Genomic DNA, 21,238 nt, shown 5'->3' on the forward strand with positions numbered 1-21,238 from the left:
GATCGGTATGCCGGGCGGGGCGGAGGAATCCGAGGCGCCGGGCCTGAGCCAGCTCCTGGCCGGGCTGACCGCGGTGCGCGACGGCGACTTCGGCACCCGGCTGCCCGAGGACGGCGACGGGCTGCTGGTCGAGATCGCGACGGTGTTCAACGGCATGGTGGACCAGCTCTCGCTGTTCACCTCCGAGGTGACCCGGGTGGCCCGGGAGGTCGGCACGGACGGCCGGCTCGGCGGCCAGGCCGAGGTGCCGGGGGTGTCCGGGACCTGGAAGGACCTCACCGATTCGGTGAACGCCATGGCCGGGAACCTGACGACCCAGGTCCGCGACATCGCCCAGGTGGCGACCGCGGTGGCCAAGGGCGACCTGTCGCAGAAGATCGACGTGGACGCCCGCGGGGAGATCCTGGAGCTGAAGAACACCTTGAACACGATGGTGGACCAGTTGTCCTCCTTCGCCGACGAGGTGACGCGCGTGGCGCGCGAGGTCGGTACCGAGGGGCGCCTGGGAGGCCAGGCGGACGTCAAGGGCGTCTCCGGGACCTGGAAAGACCTCACCGAATCGGTGAACTTCATGGCGAACAACCTCACCGACCAGGTGCGCTCGATCGCCGAGGTCACCACCGCGGTGGCCAAGGGCGATCTGTCGCAGAAGATCACGGTCGACGCCCGCGGCGAGATCCTGCAGTTGAAGAGCACGATCAACACGATGGTCGACCAGCTCTCCGCCTTCGCCGACGAGGTGACGCGCGTCGCCCGCGAGGTCGGTACCGAGGGCATGCTCGGCGGGCAGGCCCAGGTCCCCGGCGTCGCCGGGACCTGGCGCGACCTCACCGACTCGGTGAACTTCATGGCGGGCAACCTCACCGCGCAGGTGCGCTCCATCGCGCAGGTCGCGACGGCGGTGGCCAAGGGCGACCTGACGCGCACCATCGACGTCGACGCTCGCGGGGAGATCCTGGAGCTGAAGAACACCTTGAACACGATGGTGGACCAGCTGTCCTCCTTCGCCGACGAGGTGACCCGAGTCGCGCGCGAGGTCGGTACCGACGGCCGCCTCGGCGGTCAGGCGGACGTCAAGGGCGTCTCCGGGACCTGGAAAGACCTCACCGAATCGGTCAACGTCATGGCCGACAACCTCACCGCGCAGGTGCGCTCGATCGCCGAGGTCACCACGGCCGTGGCCAAGGGCGACCTGTCGCAGAAGATCCGCGTCGACGCGCGCGGGGAGATCCTGGAGCTGAAGGAGACCATCAACACGATGGTCGACCAGCTCTCCGCGTTCGCCGACGAGGTCACCCGCGTCGCGCGCGAGGTCGGGACCGAGGGCAACCTCGGCGGCCAGGCGACGGTGCGCGGCGTGTCCGGGACCTGGAAGGACCTGACCGACAACGTCAACGTCATGGCCTCCAACCTGACCGGCCAGGTGCGCTCCATCGCGCAGGTCGCCTCCGCGGTGGCCAAGGGCGACCTGTCGCAGAAGATCACGGTCGAGGCCAAGGGCGAGGTCGCGGCGCTCGCCGAGGTGATCAACACCATGGTCGACACGCTGTCGGCGTTCGCCTCCGAGGTGACCCGCGTCGCGCGCGAGGTCGGTACCGAGGGCACGCTCGGCGGCCAGGCTCGCGTCTCCAACGTCGCCGGGACCTGGAAGGACCTGACCGACAACGTCAACTTCATGGCGAACAACCTGACCAACCAGGTGCGCAACATCGCGCAGGTCACCACGGCGGTCGCGCAGGGCGACCTGACGCGCAAGATCGACGTGGACGCGCGCGGGGAGATCCTGGAGCTGAAGACGACCATCAACACGATGGTCGACCAGCTGTCCTCCTTCGCCGCCGAGGTCACGCGTGTCGCGCGCGAGGTCGGCAGCGAGGGCCGGCTCGGCGGGCAGGCCGAGGTCGAGGGCGTGTCCGGGACCTGGAAGCGGCTCACCGAGAACGTCAACGAGCTCGCCGGGAACCTGACCCGGCAGGTGCGCGCGATCGCCGGGGTGACCAGCGCGGTCGCCGAGGGCGACCTGACGCGCTCGATCACCGTGGACGCCTCCGGCGAGGTCGCCGAGCTCAAGGACAACATCAACTCGATGGTGAAGTCCCTGCGCGAGACCACCCGGGCCAACCACGATCAGGACTGGCTGAAGTCCAACCTGGCGCGGATCTCCGGTCTCATGCAGGGCCGCCGGGACCTGGCGGTGGTCGCCGAGCTGGTGATGGACGAGCTCACCCCGCTGGTCGGCGCGCAGTACGGCGCGTTCTTCCTGGCCGAGGACGCCGCCGACGGCAGCGGGATCGAGCTGCGCTTGATCAGCTCCTACGGCGACCCCGGCGACGACCGGCCGACGCGCTTCCGCCTGGGTCAGTCGCTGGTCGGGCAGGCGGCGCGCAGCAAGCGCGTCATCGCCATCGACGACGTGCCCGGTGATTACGTCGCGCTCGGGTCGGGGCTGGGGCGTACCGCCGCGGCGAGCCTGGTGGTGCTGCCGATAGCGGTCGAGGACCAGGTGCTCGGGGTCATCGAGCTGGCGTCGATGCACCGGTTCACGCCGGTGCACCGGGCGTTCCTGGAGCAGCTGATGGAGACGGTCGGGGTGAACGTCAACACCATCGTCGCCAACGCCCGCACCGACGAGCTGCTCGGCGAGTCCCAGCGTCTGGCCGCCGAACTTCAGGCGCGCTCGGGCGAGCTTCAGGTGCGGCAGGAGCAGTTGCAGACGTCGAACGCCGAGCTGGAGGAGAAGGCCGCGCTGCTGGCCAGCCAGAACCGCGACATCGAGACCAAGAACCTGGAGATCGAGCAGGCGCGGCAGGAGCTGGAGACGCGCGCGCAGCAGCTGTCGCTGGCGTCGAAGTACAAGTCGGAGTTCCTGGCGAACATGAGCCACGAGCTGCGCACGCCGCTGAACAGCCTGCTGATCCTGGCGCAGCTGCTGGCGCAGAACTCCAACCGGAACCTGACGCCGAAGCAGGTCGAGTACGCCGGCGTCATCCACTCCGCCGGCTCGGACCTGCTGCAGCTGATCGACGACATCCTGGACCTGTCCAAGGTCGAGGCCGGGAAGATGAACGTCGACCCCGAACGCGTCTCGTTGCAGCGGCTGCTGGACTACGTCGAGGCCACGTTCCACCCGCTGACGACGCAGAAGGGCCTGGAGTTCAGTGTCCGGACCGCCAGCGGGATGCCGGGGCAGATGCTCACCGACGACTCGCGGCTGCGGCAGGTGCTGCGGAACCTGCTGTCGAACGCGGTGAAGTTCACCGAGACCGGCGGCGTCGAGCTGAGCATCGAGCCGGCCGCGCCCGAGGAGCTGCCTTTGGGCGTGCGCGACAGCGGTCCGGCGCTGGCGTTCCGGGTGAAGGACACCGGGATCGGGATTCCCGAGCAGCAGCTGGAGACGATCTTCGGTGCTTTCCAGCAGGCCGATGGCACGACCAGCCGCAAGTACGGCGGGACGGGACTGGGGCTGTCGATCAGCCGGGAGATCGCGCAGCTGCTGGGCGGCGCTATCACCGCGCAGAGCGCGCTCGGCGAAGGCAGTACGTTCACTCTCTATCTGCCGATCGAGCATCCGGACTGGGCTGATCCGCCGGCTTCGGACGGTGGTCAGTTCGGCGACGCCGCGACCGGGCAGGTTGTCGCCGGGGAGCTGGTCAAGACCATCTCTGGAGCTGGTGGCGGCGCCTCCGCGGGGTCGGGGTCTATGGCGTCCGTCGGGTCTATGACGTCCGTCGGGTCGATCGGGTCGATCGGGTCCGTCGGGTCTAACGGGTCCACGGGGTCGATCGGGTCCGCCGGGTCGATCGCGTCCGCCGGTGTCGCCGCGGGCGGCGCGCGTCGGCCGGGATCCGAGCGTGCGGTCACCGGGACCTCGTCCCGGCGCCTCCTCGTCGTGGAGGACCGGGCGCGCGGGTTGTTGTCGCTGGTCGCCGAGAGTGCGGCCGAGGACCTGCTCGCCGGACGGGAGCGGCTGGGCCCGCAAGCCCGCGTGCAGATCCGGACCGCGGTCGGGGCGCAGGAGGCGGCGGCGATGCTCGCTGCCGAGCCGCACCACTGCGTGGTCCTGGAACTGGACATGGCGCAGGACGGCGCGGCGCTGTTCCTGCAGGCGCGTACCGCGGACCCCGCCCTGCACTCGATCCCGATCCTGGCCCACCACAACAGGACACTGCGAAGCGACCAAGAACGCCTGCTGCGCGCGCACGCCGAGCTGTACCCGCTGGAGCTGCTCCCGAGCCTGGACGAACTGCGCGAGCGCATCGTCCTGCACTTGGGCGCCGAGCACCCCGACGACGTCGTCCCGCTGCCCCAGCCCGGCCGCGAACGCCCCGCCGAACTCCCCGACAGCGGCGGCCTGCTGGCCGGCCGCAGCGTCCTGGTCATCGACGACGACGCCCGCAACCTGTTCGCCCTGACCGGCATGCTGGAGATGCACGGCATGCGCGTCGTCGACGCCGAGGACGGCGTCAAGGGCATCCAGGCCCTGCAGAACGACCCCCGCATCGAGGTGATCCTGATGGACGTGATGATGCCCGAAATGGACGGCTACGAGGCCACCGCCCGCATCCGCACCATGCCCGAGCACGCCGACCTCCCCATCATCGCCGTCACAGCCAAAGCCATGAACGGCGACCGAGAAAAGAGCCTGGCCGCCGGCGCCAACGACTACGTCACCAAACCCGTCGACGCCGCCGTCCTCATCGAGAGCATCCAACGGGTCCTAGGCCTGTGACCCCCACCGCGGCACCCCCGCCAGAAGGAGCCCGCCCCGTGAACCAGGAGCGGCCACCGCACAACGCCCACGGGGAGGACGACACGGCTGGTCCGGGCGGGAGTCAGGCTGCTGATTCGGCTGAGGCGGCGGAAGGTGCGCGAGCAGGTGACTCGGCTGATGCCGGAGCGCAGGCTGCTGATTCGGGCGAGAGTTCGGTCGGAGGGCAGGCGGAAGGCTCGGCGGAAGCTGGCGCGCAGGCTGCTGGTTCGGATGATAGATCGGTCGGCACGCGGGCAGATGGCTCGGCTGATGTCGGAGCGCAGGCTACTGATTCGGGCGAGAGCTCGGTCGGAGGGCAGGCGGATGGTTCGAGCGAGGCTGTCGGCGCGGCTGAGGGGTCGGTCGGTGCGCGAGCAGGTGGCTTGAGCGAGGCCAGTGCACGTGCTGCTGATTCGGCTGAGGGGTCGGCCGGTGCGCGGGCAGCTGGCGTGAGCGAGGCTGTCGGCTCGGCTATGGGTGCTGCCGGCCTCGTGGGCGCTGATGCGATCGAGACCAGTGCGCAGGCTGATGCGGCGTTGGCTGCGGCTGCTGCGTTGGCGGCCGGGTTGCCTGGGACTGATCTGGTGGTCGGTGCGGGGGCTGGTGGATCGGCTGATGTTCATGCTGCTGGCTTTTTCGGCGCTGATGCAATCGAGACCAGTGCGCAGGCCGATGCGGCGCTGGCTGCGGCAGCGGCTGCTGGTGGCGGCCAACGATCAACCACCTCATCCGCTCCTACCTCCGCCGCTGCCGGTGCCCGCGTCCCCGCCGCCGGCATCGGTCGCCTGGCCGCGACCGTCAGTCGCCTGCAGAATCTGCTCAATGATGCCGAGGCTGACGCCGATGTTCGGGTGCTGATCGCCCTGGCGCGCGGCATTCTGATGGAGCGGCTGCGGGTTGCGCCTGCGGCTGCCGCTCGTCAGCTTGAGGAGCTTGCTGAGCGTAGTGGGTTGCCGGTGCTTGAGCTTGCTGCCGATATCGTCAACGAGATTGCCGGCGATCCGGTCGGGCACGTTTCCCACGTCGGGAATGCCGACCGCAGCTCTTACGGCTCCGGTGCGCTTTCCCTGAACGTGCGTCTGCGCGCGGCCGAGGCCGGTGTGCTCACCGCCTCTGATGTGCACGCCGCCGCCGGGTCGTTGCATCGGCAGGCGCTGGCGCCGTTGGGTGCCGTGGCGCTCGCGATCTGGGCGTTGGCTGCCGATGGGTCGCTGCTGCTCGCCGGGTACTCCGGCTTCCCTGCCAACGAGGCGCGTAGTTGGCATCACACGCCGCCCGGCGTCGAGACCGCCGCTCAGCGTGCGATTCAGACGCGTGCCATCCACTGGAGCACCGGGCCCGTCACCCTGCGCGCGCCCAGCATCGGGGAGCGCACTCTGGGCGAGGAGGCCACGCGCGTCGCGATTCCGGCGCAGCTCGGCGGACGGTTGCTCGGCGTGCTCGAGGTCTGCTGGCCCGGGCCGGTCGGTGAGCTGCCGCAGTCCGTGCACCGCCAGCTCGACGCGCTCGCCGAGTTGTGCGCGCACACTCTGGACGTGATCCCCGCCGCCGACTCGGGAGCTGGAACCTCCAGCGCGTCAAGCGCCGGCGCCACAGCCAGCACTGGCTCCGGCTCCATCGACCCCGGCCTGAAAGACCTCCTCGCAGGTCTCCTCGAGCCGGCGCTCATCCTCCAGCCGCAGCACGACGAGGCGGGCCGCCTCACCGACTTCCTCATCGTCCACGCCAACGAGCGCTTCATCGACCCCGTCGGACGCCCGCCCGCGGCGATCCTCGGCCTGCCGTTCCTGCACGCCTACCCGATGGCGGCCGAGGACGGCGGGCTGTTCGAGCGCGTCGAGCACGTCCACGCCACCGGCGAGCCCTTCCACCACGACCGCATCGTCCTGCGTTCCCTGATCGCCGGCATCACGGTCTCCACCTCCCTCACCGTCGGCATCAGCCGCCTGGGCAACTGCCTGGTCCTCACCTGGCATCCCGAGGACGAGGAAGCCCGCCTGGCGCGCCTGCTCCAGCACGCCCAGCGCCTGGGCCGCATGGGCGGCTTCGAAGAGAACCTGCTCACCGGCGAGGTCATCTGGAGCACCGAACTGCTCGAGCTGTTCGCGCTGCCCGGGACCGCCCAGCCCGTCCCGATCCGCGACCTCGCCGCGCACGCGCACGCCGACGACGTCGCCGCGATCTCCCGCTTCATCCGCACGATCCTGCACCACCGCAGCCCCGCCTCCACCGCCTTCCGCCTCCTGCGCAGCGACGGAGTCCAGCGCTACATCCGGATCGTCGCCGAACCGGTCCTGGAAGACGGCACGATGACCGCCATCCGCGGCGCCTGCCAAGACGTCTCCGCCCAGCACTGGACGGAGATCGCCCTGGCCGCCACCCGCGACCGCCTGGAGCACACCGAGCGCGAGGTCGAGGAAGGCAACCGCCTGACCCTGCGCCTCCAGCGCGCGATCATGCCCGTCGCGCCGACGATGATCGATGCCTGGGGACTGCAGATAGCGACCAGATACCGCCCCGCCGAGAAGGGCCACCTGGTCGGCGGCGACTGGTACGACGCCGTCGTCCTGCCGAACAAGCGCATCCTGCTCGTCGTCGGCGACGTCGCCGGGCACGGCATCGACGCCGCCACCGAGATGGTCGCCCTGCGCAACGCCCTGCGCGGCCTCGCGGCGACCGGCGCCACGTCCGCGCAGATGCTCAACTGGCTCGGCACTGTCGCTCACCACATGTCCGGAAACGTAGTCACCGCAACGGTTGTCTGCGGTATCTACGACCCCGAAGACCGCACCCTGCGCTGGTCCCGAGCCGGTCACCCGCCACCCCTGCTGGTCCGCGACGGCACCACGATCGTCCCTCCGATGCCCGAGGGCGTGCTCCTCGGCGCCTTGGGCGACGCCCGCTATGGCGAGCAGACCCTGCAACTCCAGCCCGGCGACACGCTGCTGCTGTTCACCGACGGACTGATCGAGCGCCGCGACCGCGACATCGAGGAATCGCTGCACGACCTGCTCGCCCTGGTCGATCCGAGTATCGACGCCCTGGAGGAGCAACTGGAGCACCTGCTCCTGCACAGCAACGCCGACACCGACGACGACACTTGTCTGATCGGGGTGAAGGTGTGCTGAGCCGCCGAGCCGAGCCGCCGCGCCGCTGACTCGCTGAGCCGCTGAGTAGGCAATCAGGCGGTCAACCACGACAGATCCGGGCGGCGCAGCCACGCGCCGTCCGGATCGCCCATCCCCGATCGCCATCCACTGAACGCCGATCGCCCTACACAGAACCCTGCTACTGAACCACGAACCCGATCGCCGCCAAACAGTGCGCCTTGTTGTTGTCAGCCGCGGCGACAGCCCCGAAGAACCCCGTCACCTCTTGGCTCTGCGGGCTCGGCGCCTGCAGATCGAAGCGCTGGACGTTCGTCGCGGACCTCCCGGTCCCGTAGACCGCGCTCACCGCGCCGCTGCGCCGGTGGAACTGGATCTTCGTGATGTACCGGCCGCCGTACCACGTCCCCCACTCGCCGGAGACGCCGACCAGCGGGTCGGTGACGTCGAAGGTCACCGTGGTCTTCCGCGCGCTGTCGGCCGGCACGCCGTTCCCGCCGCGCAGCGGATCGACCTTGCCGTCGGCGTGCGTGGCGCGGATGCCGTCGACGATCTCGCCGTGGTAGACATCGATGCTCGAGATCCGCTGCTTCGAGGAGGTGTCGTCGAACGTGGTGCCCGGCGCGCCGGCCGGGCCGAGGCGGAACGCCGGCGCCGGCGGGTCGTTGTCCAGCGTCCGCGCGTGCGGTCCGGCGTACCGCCACAACGGCTCCCAGTACACCTTCAGCAGCTCGCTCACCGCGTCGGGACCCTCGATGAGGTAGTCGAACTCGGCCAGCGACCCCGGGTAGAGGTTGTCCGACCCGACGACGTACGCCTCGTCGTCGACGATCATCAGCTTCGCGTGGTTGCCCGGCGCCGAGGGCACCTTGTTGTAGATGTAGCCGCTGGCGTTGAGCACCGACATCGCGGCGCTGCCGATCACCCCGTGCTTCGGCGGCTCCTCGCTCAGCGGCGGCTGCTTGAGCGTCGCGGTGTATCCCTCCTTCGGAAGGTTGGGCCACTTGTACGTGTCGCCCTCGATGTTGTCCCCCGGGGGAACGAGGTTCGTGTAGTAGAACGGCGCGACGAACAGCCGCTTCAGCGCCTCCTTGCGCGCGCCGCCCGGGTCCGGCAGCACGGCGTCGGTCGCCACGTCGTGCGTCATGTAGTACTTCAACAGGTCGAACGTGCGCACCGCACCGGACCCGAACGAGTACTGGTCGCCCTCGGCGCCGGCGCCCGCGTCCAACGGCGAGACGACCACCTCCACCTTCAGCGACTTGTTGGCCAGCAGCGCCTCCAGCACCCACTGGCAGACCACGTGGTCCGACCAGTTCTTCTTCCAGGCGCTGATCAGGTCCATCTGCGACATCTTGATCGAGCGCTTCGCGTTCAGGATCAGCTGCTTCTTCATGATGTCCGAAGCACCCTGGAAATCGGTGCTGCTGCGCCAGTACTTGCCCAGCGCGAGCATCCCGGTCGTCGCCTTGTACTCCTTGAGCCCGGCGAACGGCGGATGCACGACCCGCAGCGGGAAGCAGTCCTGGACCAGCTCGGGAAGCTGCTGCAGATCCTGCGTGTGGAAGTCGTGCGGCGGCGGGGGCGGAGGCGGCGGGGTCGGCGGGGGAGTGGGGTTCGACTCGTGCCACCGCACCAGCGCCTGCTGCTGCTGCGCCACCCACGCCGCGGCTTCCCTGCCGGTCAGGGGGTTGTTCGGCCGGGACTTGGCGGGGTTGCGGCCGTTCCAGACCACCTTCACCGGATCCAGCTGCTCCTGCGTCAGCAGGTCTCCGCCGACCGCCCACAGCTGGTCCAGGTAGCCCTGCGCACCGGCGGCGCCGGGACCGTGGACGATCGCCGACACGTCGTGGACCGGCGGGTAGCTCCGGAACAGGTCCATGTTCAGGTTGTGGCCGCCGGCGAACGCCTCCAGGCCGTCGGTGACGACGATCTTCGAGTGGTTCCAGGTCATCTTCGACCCGTCGCCGCCGAAGAAGTCGGCGCCGAAAACCTTCAGCTGCAGGGCGTCCAGGAACCCTTCGCGCAGCGCGTAGAAACGTCCCAGCCAGATGTCCGGCATCCGCTCCCAGGCATGACCCCGGTCCCGCACCAGGCGGACCAGAGCCTGCTTGAAGAGCGTGTAGTTGGTCGGCTCGCCGATCGGCACCAGCGGCGTCTGGCCGAACAGGAACCGGAACTGCGTCGGCGCGGTCCGGTTCATCCGCGTGCTCAGCGCGGTGTCCATGGCGCCGATGACGATGCCGGCCCAGTCCGGGTCCGGGGTGTTCAGCGACGAAAGGTCGCACCGGTACCGGGCTTTCTGGATGACCTCCTCCAGCGCCGTCTGGTAGTCGCCCTGCCGGGTCCACGCTTGCGGCATGATCGCCTGCCCGAACGGCAGACCCCACACCCGCGGCGTGTCCATGAGGCGCACGTAGTTACGTCCGGTGCGCTGGTTGTAGTAGTTCCGGATCTCTGCTTGCACACTGTCGATCTCGCTCATGTCTTCCCCCCTCGCCTCTACAGAAAGGTCCAGTCGACCCAGCCGGCGCCCGTGCGGGCGGCGGTCACGGGGTACGGCTGCCGGTATGGCGGATCGCCCACGACGTCTTCGAGGTAGTACGTGTTGAACGGATTGCGCCCGGATATCGACGAGACCTGACGCACGTACGGCCGCCCCGGCCGCACGCTGTCGCGCAGCGGTCCGCCGGCCATGTTGTCGAACACCGCCTGGTCGAGGTTGATCTGCTGCCGCAGCGGCAGCGAGTAGGTGTCGACCCCGGACTTCACCTTGAACTCCGAGCCCCAACTGGTGAGGTAGGCGCGCGCGAGCCGGTAGACCAGCTCGGGCACCCGCGCGGCGCTCGCGTTGACGTCCGCGGCGTTGTACTCACCGTTGCTGGTCATGTTCCCCGCGACCGTCGCGTGCCGTCCCCGGCAGGCGAACAGCCGGTATCCGGTGGGCTGCCCCATGCCGCTCTTGGCCGGCGCCAGCGGATCGGTGAGCTGGTAGTTGTCGGCGAGCTTGGTCCAGCTGCCGGTGCCCAGCTTCAGGGTCTGCGAGGTGCCCGCCATCTTGGCGTTGGGCCGCGGCACGACGCCGTCGAAGCCGGTGTCGAGCATGTCCCAGGCGGTGACGCCGACGTACTCCACGACGTTCGGCGGAAGCTGGGTCAAGATCCCGTACCAGTTGCCCGGTCCGGGAACGGGGTCGATCGCCAGGATGCGCACCGGGACGGCCTGCACCTCCGGCGAGCCGTACGCCTGCAAAAACCAGGCGGCCATGACGCACTCCACCGCGCCGCGGCTGTGCCCGATGAAGTTGAACGCCTTCGCCCCGCTGCGTGCCGCCAGGTTCGCGGCGTGCAGCGCGAGCGCGGCGGCGTCCCACCCCGACAGCGCGGACACCCTCGAACGCTGATCGCCGCCGGAGTACGGCTTGGCGTCCTTGAGCAGATCGGCTGGCGCCCTGAGCGGACCGTCCAACACCAGTGGTTCGCTGTTGTTGCGCGGCACCGCCCAGTCGTTCTCGCCGACGCCGCGCACCGTCACGCTCGGACTGGTCGCGGTCAGACTGCCGGTGAGCTCCTTGTGGATCCGGACCGGGATATAGCCCGTCGCCGGGTCGTAGATGTCCTTGTCGCTGCCGGGACGTGATACCTCTCCCTCGTCCCGTGTGCACGATGTTCCGCTGAAGCACACGGTGAACACATTGCCCATGAATTCCCTCCCGTTCCTCCGGCCGGCACTCGCCTGCCACGAACGGGGTCTACCCGGCATATAGCCCTATACCGGGCATCAATTCACAGTTCACTGTGACGGGTGACGTGTGCGGCGGCATCCTCTCGACAAGGGGGAAAAGCAGGCCTCTGTTTTCAGCGCGGAATTGCTTCGGCGGCATCGTTTTTCACGGACGCGCCGCGACCGGCCGCACGCGCCGCACGCGTGCGCCGGCGTCGGGATGCATGCGCAACGCGGTCACCGTCACGCTCAGCGAGAACAGCGCGAGGATGAGGAACGCGACGGTGTAGGCGGTCCCGGCGCTCGGCGCTCCCGGCAGCAGCCGTCCCAAGGGTCCGCCGGCGCGCAGGGCGATGGTGCTCACGGCGATCGCCAGTCCCGCGGACATCTGGAAGGCGGTGGCGGCGATGGAGTTGGCGTCGCGCATCTCCTCCGGGCCGACGTCGCTGTAGGCGATGGTGCTGAACGCGGTCAGCGCGACCGAGCGGGCGATGCCGCTGAGCAGGATCAGCGCGCAGGTGAGGACGATCGGCGTGTGGGCGGTGAGCAGCCCGGCGGCAGCCATCGCCGCCGCCATCACCAGCGTGGAGGCGACGAGCACCGGACGGAAGCCGAAGCGGTTGAGCATCGGTGTGGTCGCCGGCTTGATGCCGATGTTGCCCACGAAGATGAACAGGACCACCGCCCCGGACTTCACGGCGCTCCAGCCGAACACGTTCTGGAACAGCAGCGGCAGCAGGAACGGTCCGGCGCCGACGACGAGCCAGAACACCGAACCCCCGCTGACCGACGTCCGCAGCGTCGCGATCCGCAGGACCCTGAGATTCACCAGCGGCGCCTCGGTCCGCAACAGGTGGCGCGTCGCCGCGGCGAGCAGGACGACCGACACCACAGCGGTGGCGATGGCGGTGGCCCAGGAGATGTCGGTGTCGGAGAACAGGTGCGCGGCATACGTGAGGCCGCCGAGCCCGAGGCACGTGAGCACGACGCCGAGCCGGTCCAGCCGCGGCGGCCGCTCGGTGGGCGCCGCCTCCACGACGCGCCAGGCGATGGCGAACGCCACCACGCCGAGCGGGATGTTGATCCCGAACAGCCACGGCCAGGAGGCGTAGGTCGTGATGAGCCCGCCGGCCAGCGGCGCCACGACCGGAGCCATCAACCCCGGCCACACGATGTACGCCATGAGCCGCAGCAGGTCGGATTTCTCCGCGCCGGCCAACACGATCAGCCGTCCGACCGGCACCATCATCGCGCCGCCGAAGCCCTGCAGGACCCGCATGGCGATCAGCACCGGCAGCGTCGTACTGAGCGCGCAGCCCAAGGAGGCGGCGGTGAACACGGCGATCGCGGCGAGGAACACCGGCCGCGTGCCCCACCTGCGGGTCAGCCAGCCGCTGAGCGGTATCAGCGCGGCGAAGGTGAGCAGGAAGGAGGTGATGACCAGCCCGATGGCCGAGGAGCTGACGTGCAGGGACCGGGCCATCTGCGGCGCGGCGGTGGTGACGATGGTGCCGTCGAGCATCTCCATGAAGAAACACCCGGCGACCAGCAGTGCTTTGGCGCGGTGAGATTTGTCGATCATGCGGGGTGCTCTCTGCGAGGCCGGGCGCGGGAGCCCCGGGAATGCCTTTAGAGTAGACGCAACGTTGCGTCTACTCAAGCGCATCCCCGTCGGGCCCGGTCTGTCGGGTCAGGTCGTGGCGTTCGCCGCCAGCAGCTTGCCGAGCACGTCGACCGCCCCCGGCAGTTCGCGCCGCAGGTTCGCCAGGTCCAGGCCCTCGTCGCCGACGACGGCCAGCAGCGCGTTCTCCCCGATCGAGGCGAAGACGACATGCCCGCCGGCCGCCCGGATGACCGACTCGCGCAGACCTCCGAGCCCGACGTGCGCGGCGGTGCGCGTACCCAGCGCCACGCCGGCGGCGCAGAGCGCGGCGAGCGATTCCTGTTCCCCCGATCCGTTGTCGGACTCGGAGGCGACGAGCAAGCCGTCGGCGGTGGAGATGATGCTGTCGGTGATACCCACGACCTTTTCGCGCAGCGCTCGCAGCTCGCTGACCAAGGCAATGGACGATGTCGGTGGCTTCACAGCATGCTCCTCGGCATGGGCAGCCGTGCGGCTGTATGTCGCGCGGCCGATGTGGCGGTCGGCAGTTCGGCAGGTGGCAGAGGTCGGTATGGGGTTGAGGTCGTTAGGGAGGTAGACAGGTGGGCGGATTCGACGGTCAGGGAAGGCGTTTGAGGATGGTCAGGAGATGGAGCACGGTCTGCTCGGCAGGCTGCGTCACAGCCGGCGCCGTGCGACTGGGACTCTGAGACGGTACGCGACGCGGCAGGGCTGCCTGTCGGGTCGCGGGCGGCGCTTCAGGCTCGCCGCCGGGCGCTTCGGGCTCGCCTAAGGATGCTTCGGGCTCGCCTTCTCCGTCCTCTTCCACTTCTACCAGCTCTGCGCCGTCGTCTTCACCGCTCATAAACTGTCCCTCCCGCCTGTGTCCTCACTTGATCGGTCGCGACGAATCCGGCGCGGCAACGCCGTCGCCTTCTCGTCTGTCGGGCGCTCCACCGGCGCGACGCGTCGCGCCGTACTCGGGGGAGCCGTGGTACGCGGCGCTTCCCATTCCAGCAGGCGCCGCGCACGAAGGCGCGTGATGTCGAGCATCGCCGGGTATACCCCGCAGCCCAGAAAGAACGCGATGTCCCGCGCGGTCCGCCGGCCGTTCGCCGCGAGCAGTACGGCTTGCTGCCGCGCGGTCAGCAGCGCCGGGTCGATGCGCGCCGCCGGACGGCAGCGGGCGCCGGCCAGCTCGGCGAGCGATCCCCAGCTGCGCGTCAGGGCATTGATACGGCGCGAGGTCTCGTCGGCGAGCCCGCGCGGCGACTCGCCGGGACACGTCACCAGCTCCGGAGGGACGGCGGCGTCGTGGACGGTCCAGCCTTCGGCCGGATTGAGCGCCATGGCGAAGGCGGCGTCGTAGACCGCGCCGATGCAGACGGCCTCGAGTTCGCCCTGGCCGATCAAGCCGAGGTCGATGAGCACCGAGTTCAGGTCGCTGACTTCGTCGGTGGCGGTGGCGGTGGCGGTGGTTGTGGCTGCGGCTGTCGCTCGGCGCGTGATCGCGGCGGCCCAGCCGTCCTCGTCGATGCGTCCGGAGCGGATGAGAAGCGTCTCGACGGACGGGGCATTCGGCGTGTCCACCGCGATCACGAGTCCGCGCCGCAGATGAATCGTCCCGCCCGGCGTCCCGGACACCTCGACCGCGCCGGTGAAGTCTTCCGCCAACAGCTTCACCAACAATGCCGGAACGTTGCGTGGCGCCTGGCTCATGTCAGGATGCTCTCTGCCAACGAAGCGGTTTCCCTGACAGCCAGGGCGAGATTCGCCCGCTCGCGCTCCAGGGCGAGGACCAGGACCACGCTGTTCAGCGGCGCGCGACCCGGCACGGCGTGCACGATCTCGTGCAGCCCGCTGGTGGTGACCACGACGCTCTCCAGCTCGCCGGCCGCCCCGGCCTCGTGCAAACCCTCTGCGATCAACGTGGTCAGCTCCGCGGTCTCGTGCGCCTCGCCGACCGCCGAAAAGTCGCCCGACGCACGGTATGCCAGACCCGTGACCGCATCGACCAAAGCAGCCCCGATCACTCCAGGAGATTCAAACGCTGCGGAGAGCGACATTTCGAGTCTGGGCACCGGAACCCCTTCACTTCGCGATATGTGTCACGTTACTTTAGTCGTCAACCGGACTAACCGCGAGGCTCGCATCCTTTATGCCGCGAGGTCGTGATCAAGAGTCGTGAACTGAATTCGGGAGGAAGTCCGATGAACATCGAAGGCGCACTGAAAGAAGCGATGGCGGTCGACGGCGCCCTCGGGGTCGCCCTGGTCGACTACGACAGCGGCATGTCGCTGGGTTACCTGGGCGGCGGGCCCGGCCTGGACCTGGAGGTCGCCGCGGCGGGGAACACCGAGGTCGTCCGGGCCAAAATGCGCACCCTGGCGCGGCTCGGACTCAACGAGACCGTCGAGGACATCCTCATTACGCTCACCGGCCAGTACCACGTGATCCGCCTGCTCCCCGGCACCGACGTCGGGCTGTTCCTCTACCTCGCCCTCGACCGTTCCCGGGCAAACCTGGCCCTGGCCCGCCATGAGCTCAAGCGCATAGGGTCCCAAATAGAGGTCTGAATGGCTGCGTCTTAACAGAAGCGGGCCGATAAATGCGACATGTCGGACGGGGATATCCGCGATGAATGTCCCTAATTAATCGGCCCGACTATTGAGCGCGCGGGTCGATGCCGCCACTGTCGGGACCCCGCGCGAACACGCTATGTGAGAGCCCATATTCACTGCGCGGCGAGCAATCGGGTCGCCGCGACGGCCGAAGAGACCGTCGCGGCTGTGCTGGCTACGACGGTCCCTTCAGCGCCTGCACCGCACCCGCCTTCGGCCGCGCGCAGGGAGCCGCAGCACCCTGATCTTGCTGTCTGCTGTCTGTCGTCTGCTGTTACTGCTGCTCCCGCAGGTCGCTAAGCGGCGGCGGGAACCGCGCCGTCGTCCACGCTCAGCTCGTCGATGGTCGGCGCCGATCGCGCCTTGACCGCCGGGATGATCAGGGCCGCGAGGGTCGCGAGGACCGCCGCGGCGGCGAGGAGCCAGAACACGTGCGTGTAGCCGGCGTCCTTCGGCAGGGGGTTGGCGGCGGTGACGCCGGTGGCCAGGACGCTCGCCGCCACGCTGCTGCCGAACGCGCCGCCGATGGTGCGGATGTTGGCGTTCATGCCGCTGGCGACGCCGACCTGCGCGGCCGGGACCGACTGGACCACGATCGCGGACATCGAGGCGAACGCCAGGCCGATGCCGATGCCGAGCAGTCCGCACGCCAGGTAGATCTCCCAGCCCTGCGAATGCCCGAAGGCGAGGGCGGCGAAGCCGGGGATGCTGACCGCGCAGCCGAGGACCAGCACGGCCTTCAGCCCGATGCGCTTGGCCAGCGGCGCGGCGGCGATGCCGAGCAGGAACATGCCGATCGTCATGGGCAGCAGGTAGACGCCGGACTGCGTGATGCTGGCGCTGAGCCCGTAGCCGGCCGTGGCGCGGGGGGTCTGCACGAGCTGCGGCAGGAACGTCATCACCGTGTACATCCCGACGCCGAACAGCAGCGCCACGACGTTGGTCGTCCACACCGCCGGCAGGCGCATCATCCGCATGTCGATCAGCGGCGCGCTCGACTTCAGCTCGGTGAGGATCCACAGCGGCAGGCAGACCACCGCGCCGAGGAACAGCCCGATCACCTTCGTCGAGCCCCAGCCCCAGGTCGGGCCCTCGCTGACGGCCAGCAGCAGCATCACGAGCCAGGCCGAGAGCAGGACCGCCGCGCCCCAGCTGATCTTCCCGGGCGTGCGCACCGGGGATTCCGGCACGAAGCGCCAGCAAGCGACGGTGGCGATCGCGGTCAGCACCATCGGTATCCAGAACAGCCAGTGGTAGTTCAGGTGCGTGACGATCGGGCCCGCGATCAGCAGTCCGAGACCGCCGCCGACGGCGACCGTCGCCGAGCCGAGACCGATCGCGGAGTTCACCTTCTCCGGCGGGAACTCGTCGCGGATGATGCCGAAGGACAGCGGCAGCAGTCCGCCGCCGAGGCCCTGGATCGCGCGCGCGATGATCATCAGGGCGACGGAGTGCGACAGCGCCGCCAGCCCCGAGCCGAGGGTCAGCGCGAGCAGCGTGAGGACCAGCATCCGCTCCTTGCCGACCTTGTCGCCGATGCGGCCGAGGATCGGGGTGGCGACCGAGGCGGACAGCAGGTAGGCCGTCATCAGCCACGTCGCCGTGTCCTGCGTCGTGTGCAGGGCGGTGATGAAGGTCGCCAGGACCGGGGCGACGAGCGACTGCAGGACCGCGTAGGCGGAGATGCCGATGAGCAGGACCGCGAAGATGACGTTGTAGTGGGGACGCGAAGTCTCCGCCGGGCGTCTGGGCATGATGCGACGGCTCCAGATCGGAAGAAGGGATCGGGCGTCGGACGATGCGCGCCCGGCGACTCGATCACCTTAGCGATAAGTGGCGCGACGCGACAATAAAGCGGAAGGGTGGCGCCGCTCACACGGCGGGTGGCGGTTGGCGGGGTGCGCGAGCGCCTTCGTGCTTCTGCCGATGCTCGCGTTCATGCCAGCGCCGACGTCTGAGCCCACGTCCCCGAGCTCACGCCCCGAGCTCGGCCTCCGCCGCCGCGAGCCCGATCCGCGCCGCGGCCCGGATCGTGTCCTCCAGCGACGGCCCGTACTCACCCGGCGCGCGGCAGACGTAGTGCCGCAACCCCTGGTGCATCGCCGCCAGCAGCATCGAGGCCTTGACCTTGACCCGCAGGTCGTCGGCCGGCTGCCCGAGGCGCGCGCCGAGCACGACCGCCAGCGGCGCCACCGCCTCGGAGTAGCAGCGGCTCCACACCGCGTCGAGCAGCGGCTCGGTGTGCGTCAGCCGGAGCAGGTCGATGACCAGCAGCAGCCGCGTCGGCGAGGTGTCGCTGAACCAGCGCGTGTCGTCGGCGGCCTCGGCCAGCGGACGGTCGGCGGGCCAGTCGCGCACGTACGAGGCGAACCGGTCCAGACCGAACGAGAGCAGCGGCGCCGCGCACGCCTCCTTGCTGGGGAAGTAGCGCCACAGCGTGCGCGTCGCGATGCCCGCGGCCTCGGCGATCTGCGCGACCGACGTCGCGTCCAGACCCTGCTCGGTGAACAGGCGCACCGCCGCGAACGCGATCTCCAGACGGATCTCGTCCTTGCGCGACTCGGTCAGCGGCGGCCTGCCGCCCCGCTTCGTCGGTTCCGCCGCGGTCGGCGCGATCGGCGTCTCGGCCATGGGTCGTGCCTTCCGTGCTGACGCTCCGTGTCCTGAAGACACCATGTTAATGGCGCATTGCGACGAATAGACAAGCGGGCGCCGTGATCACGCTCACTCGGACCGCCAGCGCGCCCTGTGGAAGATCGGCTCGACCGCCACGACGCAGAACGCGTGCATGGGCTTGTTCGTGCCCAGCGGATCGAAGAACCCGACCATGTCGCCGAGGAAGCTCTCGCCGTCCCGGTGGACGTGGCGGTCCCGCGCGACGAGGTCCCCGACCTCCGTGAGCCAGTCGCCGATCCAGAACAGGATCTCGGCGCGCGCGATGACGACGATCGTCGCGGCGTGCTCGGTGAAGCGGGCCGGGTGGCGATCGGCTCGGCGGATCAGGTCGTCGGGGCGGTCCGAAGATCGTGCCGGCGGAGCGGTCACCGTCAGCGGCGTACTGCTCTGGCGCATCCTGTGCCGCAGCGCCGGCCAGCCGGACGGCCGCAGTCCCGTGTCCTCGCGAGCCAGCAGCACAGGCAGCGGATGGTTGTCGGAGGCGGCTCCGGTGGCCATCGCTGGGGCGTCCGGCGGGACCGGGATGTGGATCGCGCTGTGCGGGCTCGTCGCGGCGATACGGAACAGCGCGCCGAGGCGAAGAAGATCGGCGCGGTTCGCCTTCAGGTGTCCGACCTGGAGGTAAGGAGGATAGACGAAAGTGTTGCGGAGCATAGGACCCGTGCTCAGGATGCGGCTCAGCCCGGATCCCGAATCAGCGACCGTATGGCTCGTCAACCGCAACCGCATGCGGCCGCTGCTATCCCCTGTATCGCCGCCGTCCCCCTGACTATCGCCAACCCCCATGCGCCATTTCTACCGGAGGTGAGCATTCTCCGTCGGCACTGTTTGATGCCCGGCGCCGCTGTCCGCGCCCAGCCCGGCAAGCAGTCGCAACCCGTCCTCGGTGGGACTGCCAGGAGCGGCCGTCATCACCAACAGCTCCATGTTCGATTCGCCGGGCAGCGCGAAGTTCTCCTGATGCAGTTCCAACAGCCCGACCAGCGGGTGATGGTAGACCTTGCATCCATGCGTGCGGGCACGCACATCGGCGCGCGCCCACAGCCGGCGGAAGCGCTCGCTGCCCATCGCCAGCTCGCCGACGAGCGAGGCCAGGCGCGGGTCGTCGGGGTACCTGCCCACGGCCAGGCGCAGATGTCCGACCACGTCGAGGGTGCAGGTCTCCCACTCCGCATAGAACCCGCGCTCGGCCTCCTCCAGGAAGATGTGCCGCGCGACGTTCAGACCCGGGATCGGCCGACCGTACAGAAGCCCGGCGAGGCGGTTCCCGGCCAGCACGTCCAGCCGGTGGTCCATGATCAGCGCCGGCGCGTCGGCGACCAGGTCCAGGACGCGCAGCAGCTCCGGACGGATCCGCGTGCTCGGCGTCTTCGCCCGGCGGCGGGGCTTGCGGGCGAGCCGGTAGAGGTGTCCGCGTTCGGTCTCGTCGAGCCCGAGGACTCCCGCCAGCGCGTCCAGGACCTGGTCGGAGGGCTGCGTGGCGCGGCCCTGCTCCAGGCGTACGTAGTAGTCGACGCTGACTCCGGACAGGTGCGCGACCTCTTCGCGGCGCAGCCCTTCGACCCGGCGGCGGCTGTCGGTGGGGATGCCCGCGACGGCCGGATCGACCCGGGAGCGCCGGGTCCGAAGGAAGCCAGCAAGATCGTCCATGTCTCCCAGTATGACCGTCGCCATGCGCGTGAGGTGGTCCGGAAGGTGGTCCTGCGAGTACCAGGAACTCCAGACCGTGGGAAGAGGAGCCCCTGAATGTCGGGCGTCGCAGTGCCCAGAATCGGTGGCACCCGATCCGAAGGAAAGGCCATGAAGAACCCCATGAAGACACTGATCGTCCACGCGCACCCGGAGCCGAAGTCGCTCAACAGCTCGCTGAAGGACATCGCCGTGTCCACCTTGACCGCTGCCGGGCACGAAGTACAGATCAGCGACCTGTACGCGATGAAGTGGAAAGCAGCCGTCGACGCCGAGGACTACGGCCCGGATGCCTCAATCCCGCTGAAGGTCGCCGCGGACTCCGGCCGTGCCTTCGACGCCGGGACGCTCACCCCGGACGTGCGCGCCGAGCAGGAGAAGCTGCTGTGGGCCGACACGATCATCCTCCAGTTCCCGCTGTGGTGGTACACGATGCCCGCGATCCTGAAGGGCTGGGTGGACCGCGTGTTCACCTACCGCTTCGCCTACGGCGTCGGCGAGCACAGCGACACCAAATACGGCGAGCGCTTCGGCGAGGGCACGCTCGCCGGCCGCAGGGCGCTGCTGTCGGTGACCGCCGGCGGCCCGGAATCGCACTACACCGCCCGCGGCATCAACGGCCCGATCGAGGACCTGCTCTTCCCGATCCAGCACGGCATCCTCTACTACCCGGGCATCGACGTCCTGCCGCCCTTCGTGCTCTACGGCACCGACCACACCACCGACGAGGACTTCCCCGCCATAGCCCAAGCCTGGAAGCAGCGCCTCCTCACCCTGGAGTCGACCGAACCGATCGCCTTCCGCCGCCAGAACTTCGGCGACTACGAGATCCCCTCCCTGTGGTTGAAGGAAGGCCTGGAACCCGCCGGCCGCAACGGCTTCGGACTCCACGTGCGCGCCTGACACCGGCAACGACTACAGCCGCTGCCCCGCTCACGCGCGCACTTGCCGATCACGCGCCCCGACCCCGCGGCCGCCAACCCCTACGACGCAAGGTTCGCCGCATGCGCAGTCATCACAGCCTGCACCACGTCATACAGCGCCGGGCTGTGCTGCGCGCACTCGCCGA

14 protein-coding genes are annotated in these 21,238 nt (G+C 69.4%); 4 read left to right on the top strand and 10 right to left on the bottom strand.

Features of this window, described 5'->3' with window-relative positions; genetic code table 11:
- The first annotated feature begins 7 nt into the window (after positions 1-7).
- Both CACI_RS20360 and CACI_RS20370 read left to right on the top strand, forming a co-directional pair.
- Entirely contained in the window at positions 8-4,729 is a 4,722-nt protein-coding gene (locus CACI_RS20360; protein ID WP_395994340.1) for a hybrid sensor histidine kinase/response regulator, read from the top strand.
- A gap of 605 nt (positions 4,730-5,334) precedes the next feature.
- Positions 5,335-7,878, top strand: coding sequence for a SpoIIE family protein phosphatase (locus CACI_RS20370; RefSeq protein WP_015792711.1), 2,544 nt, complete (start codon positions 5,335-5,337; stop codon positions 7,876-7,878).
- Positions 7,879-8,038: 160 nt separating this feature from the next.
- Here CACI_RS20370 and CACI_RS20375 read toward each other — a convergent pair whose 3' ends face one another.
- The 6 genes from CACI_RS20375 to CACI_RS20400 all read right to left on the bottom strand — a co-directional run bounded on the left by CACI_RS20375 (position 8,039) and on the right by CACI_RS20400 (position 15,216).
- A complete protein-coding gene (locus CACI_RS20375) occupies positions 8,039-10,342 on the bottom strand; it encodes a jacalin-like lectin (protein WP_015792712.1) in 2,304 nt (767 codons plus the stop codon).
- Positions 10,343-10,359: 17 nt separating this feature from the next.
- Positions 10,360-11,559 (bottom strand): hypothetical protein, encoded by a 1,200-nt coding sequence (locus CACI_RS20380; RefSeq protein WP_015792713.1) that lies wholly within the window; start codon positions 11,557-11,559, stop codon positions 10,360-10,362.
- Between the two features lie 187 nt (positions 11,560-11,746).
- A complete protein-coding gene (locus CACI_RS20385) occupies positions 11,747-13,162 on the bottom strand; it encodes an MFS transporter (protein ID WP_015792714.1) in 1,416 nt (471 codons plus the stop codon).
- A 108-nt stretch (positions 13,163-13,270) separates the two neighbouring features.
- Entirely contained in the window at positions 13,271-13,666 is a 396-nt protein-coding gene (locus tag CACI_RS20390) for a roadblock/LC7 domain-containing protein (protein ID WP_015792715.1), read from the bottom strand.
- Between the two features lie 378 nt (positions 13,667-14,044).
- Complete coding sequence (locus CACI_RS20395; RefSeq protein ID WP_015792717.1) at positions 14,045-14,902, bottom strand: hypothetical protein; 858 nt, start codon at positions 14,900-14,902, stop codon at positions 14,045-14,047.
- Complete coding sequence (locus CACI_RS20400; protein WP_223297594.1) at positions 14,899-15,216, bottom strand: hypothetical protein; 318 nt, start codon at positions 15,214-15,216, stop codon at positions 14,899-14,901. The genes CACI_RS20395 and CACI_RS20400 overlap by 4 nt, the downstream gene beginning before the upstream one ends.
- A 177-nt stretch (positions 15,217-15,393) precedes the next feature.
- Between CACI_RS20400 and CACI_RS20405 the strand changes: the two genes are divergently transcribed.
- Positions 15,394-15,759 (top strand): hypothetical protein, encoded by a 366-nt coding sequence (locus tag CACI_RS20405; protein ID WP_015792719.1) that lies wholly within the window; start codon positions 15,394-15,396, stop codon positions 15,757-15,759.
- A gap of 341 nt (positions 15,760-16,100) precedes the next feature.
- Here the strand turns inward: CACI_RS20405 and CACI_RS20410 are convergent, their stop codons facing one another.
- The 4 genes from CACI_RS20410 to CACI_RS20425 form a co-directional block, all read right to left on the bottom strand.
- A complete protein-coding gene (locus tag CACI_RS20410) occupies positions 16,101-17,558 on the bottom strand; it encodes an MFS transporter (RefSeq protein ID WP_015792720.1) in 1,458 nt (485 codons plus the stop codon).
- Between the two features lie 220 nt (positions 17,559-17,778).
- Entirely contained in the window at positions 17,779-18,435 is a 657-nt protein-coding gene (locus CACI_RS20415; protein ID WP_015792721.1) for a TetR/AcrR family transcriptional regulator, read from the bottom strand.
- 93 nt (positions 18,436-18,528) lie between these two features.
- On the bottom strand, positions 18,529-19,134 hold the full coding sequence (locus CACI_RS20420; RefSeq protein WP_015792722.1) for a hypothetical protein: 606 nt from the start codon (positions 19,132-19,134) through the stop codon (positions 18,529-18,531).
- A 141-nt stretch (positions 19,135-19,275) separates the two neighbouring features.
- Entirely contained in the window at positions 19,276-20,130 is an 855-nt protein-coding gene (locus CACI_RS20425; protein WP_041542089.1) for a helix-turn-helix transcriptional regulator, read from the bottom strand.
- Between the two features lie 162 nt (positions 20,131-20,292).
- Between CACI_RS20425 and CACI_RS20430 the strand changes: the two genes are divergently transcribed.
- Positions 20,293-21,072, top strand: coding sequence for an NAD(P)H-dependent oxidoreductase (locus tag CACI_RS20430; RefSeq protein ID WP_015792724.1), 780 nt, complete (start codon positions 20,293-20,295; stop codon positions 21,070-21,072).
- Positions 21,073-21,238 lie beyond the last annotated feature (166 nt).

Source organism: Catenulispora acidiphila DSM 44928, from assembly GCF_000024025.1.
In the GTDB taxonomy this organism is placed as follows: Bacteria; Actinomycetota; Actinomycetes; order Streptomycetales; family Catenulisporaceae; genus Catenulispora; species Catenulispora acidiphila.

Coding starts and splice junctions, on each gene's coding strand:
- CACI_RS20385 (WP_015792714.1), bottom strand. CDS start 13,162: ATGATCGACAAATCTCACCGCGCCAAAGCACTGCTGGTCGCCGGGTGT.
- CACI_RS20415 (WP_015792721.1), bottom strand. CDS start 18,435: ATGGCCGAGACGCCGATCGCGCCGACCGCGGCGGAACCGACGAAGCGG.
- CACI_RS20410 (WP_015792720.1), bottom strand. CDS start 17,558: ATGCCCAGACGCCCGGCGGAGACTTCGCGTCCCCACTACAACGTCATC.
- CACI_RS20405 (WP_015792719.1), top strand. CDS start 15,394: ATGAACATCGAAGGCGCACTGAAAGAAGCGATGGCGGTCGACGGCGCC.
- CACI_RS20430 (WP_015792724.1), top strand. CDS start 20,293: ATGAAGACACTGATCGTCCACGCGCACCCGGAGCCGAAGTCGCTCAAC.
- CACI_RS20375 (WP_015792712.1), bottom strand. CDS start 10,342: ATGAGCGAGATCGACAGTGTGCAAGCAGAGATCCGGAACTACTACAAC.
- CACI_RS20360 (WP_395994340.1), top strand. CDS start 8: ATGCCGGGCGGGGCGGAGGAATCCGAGGCGCCGGGCCTGAGCCAGCTC.
- CACI_RS20420 (WP_015792722.1), bottom strand. CDS start 19,134: ATGCTCCGCAACACTTTCGTCTATCCTCCTTACCTCCAGGTCGGACAC.
- CACI_RS20395 (WP_015792717.1), bottom strand. CDS start 14,902: ATGAGCCAGGCGCCACGCAACGTTCCGGCATTGTTGGTGAAGCTGTTG.
- CACI_RS20380 (WP_015792713.1), bottom strand. CDS start 11,559: ATGGGCAATGTGTTCACCGTGTGCTTCAGCGGAACATCGTGCACACGG.
- CACI_RS20425 (WP_041542089.1), bottom strand. CDS start 20,130: ATGGACGATCTTGCTGGCTTCCTTCGGACCCGGCGCTCCCGGGTCGAT.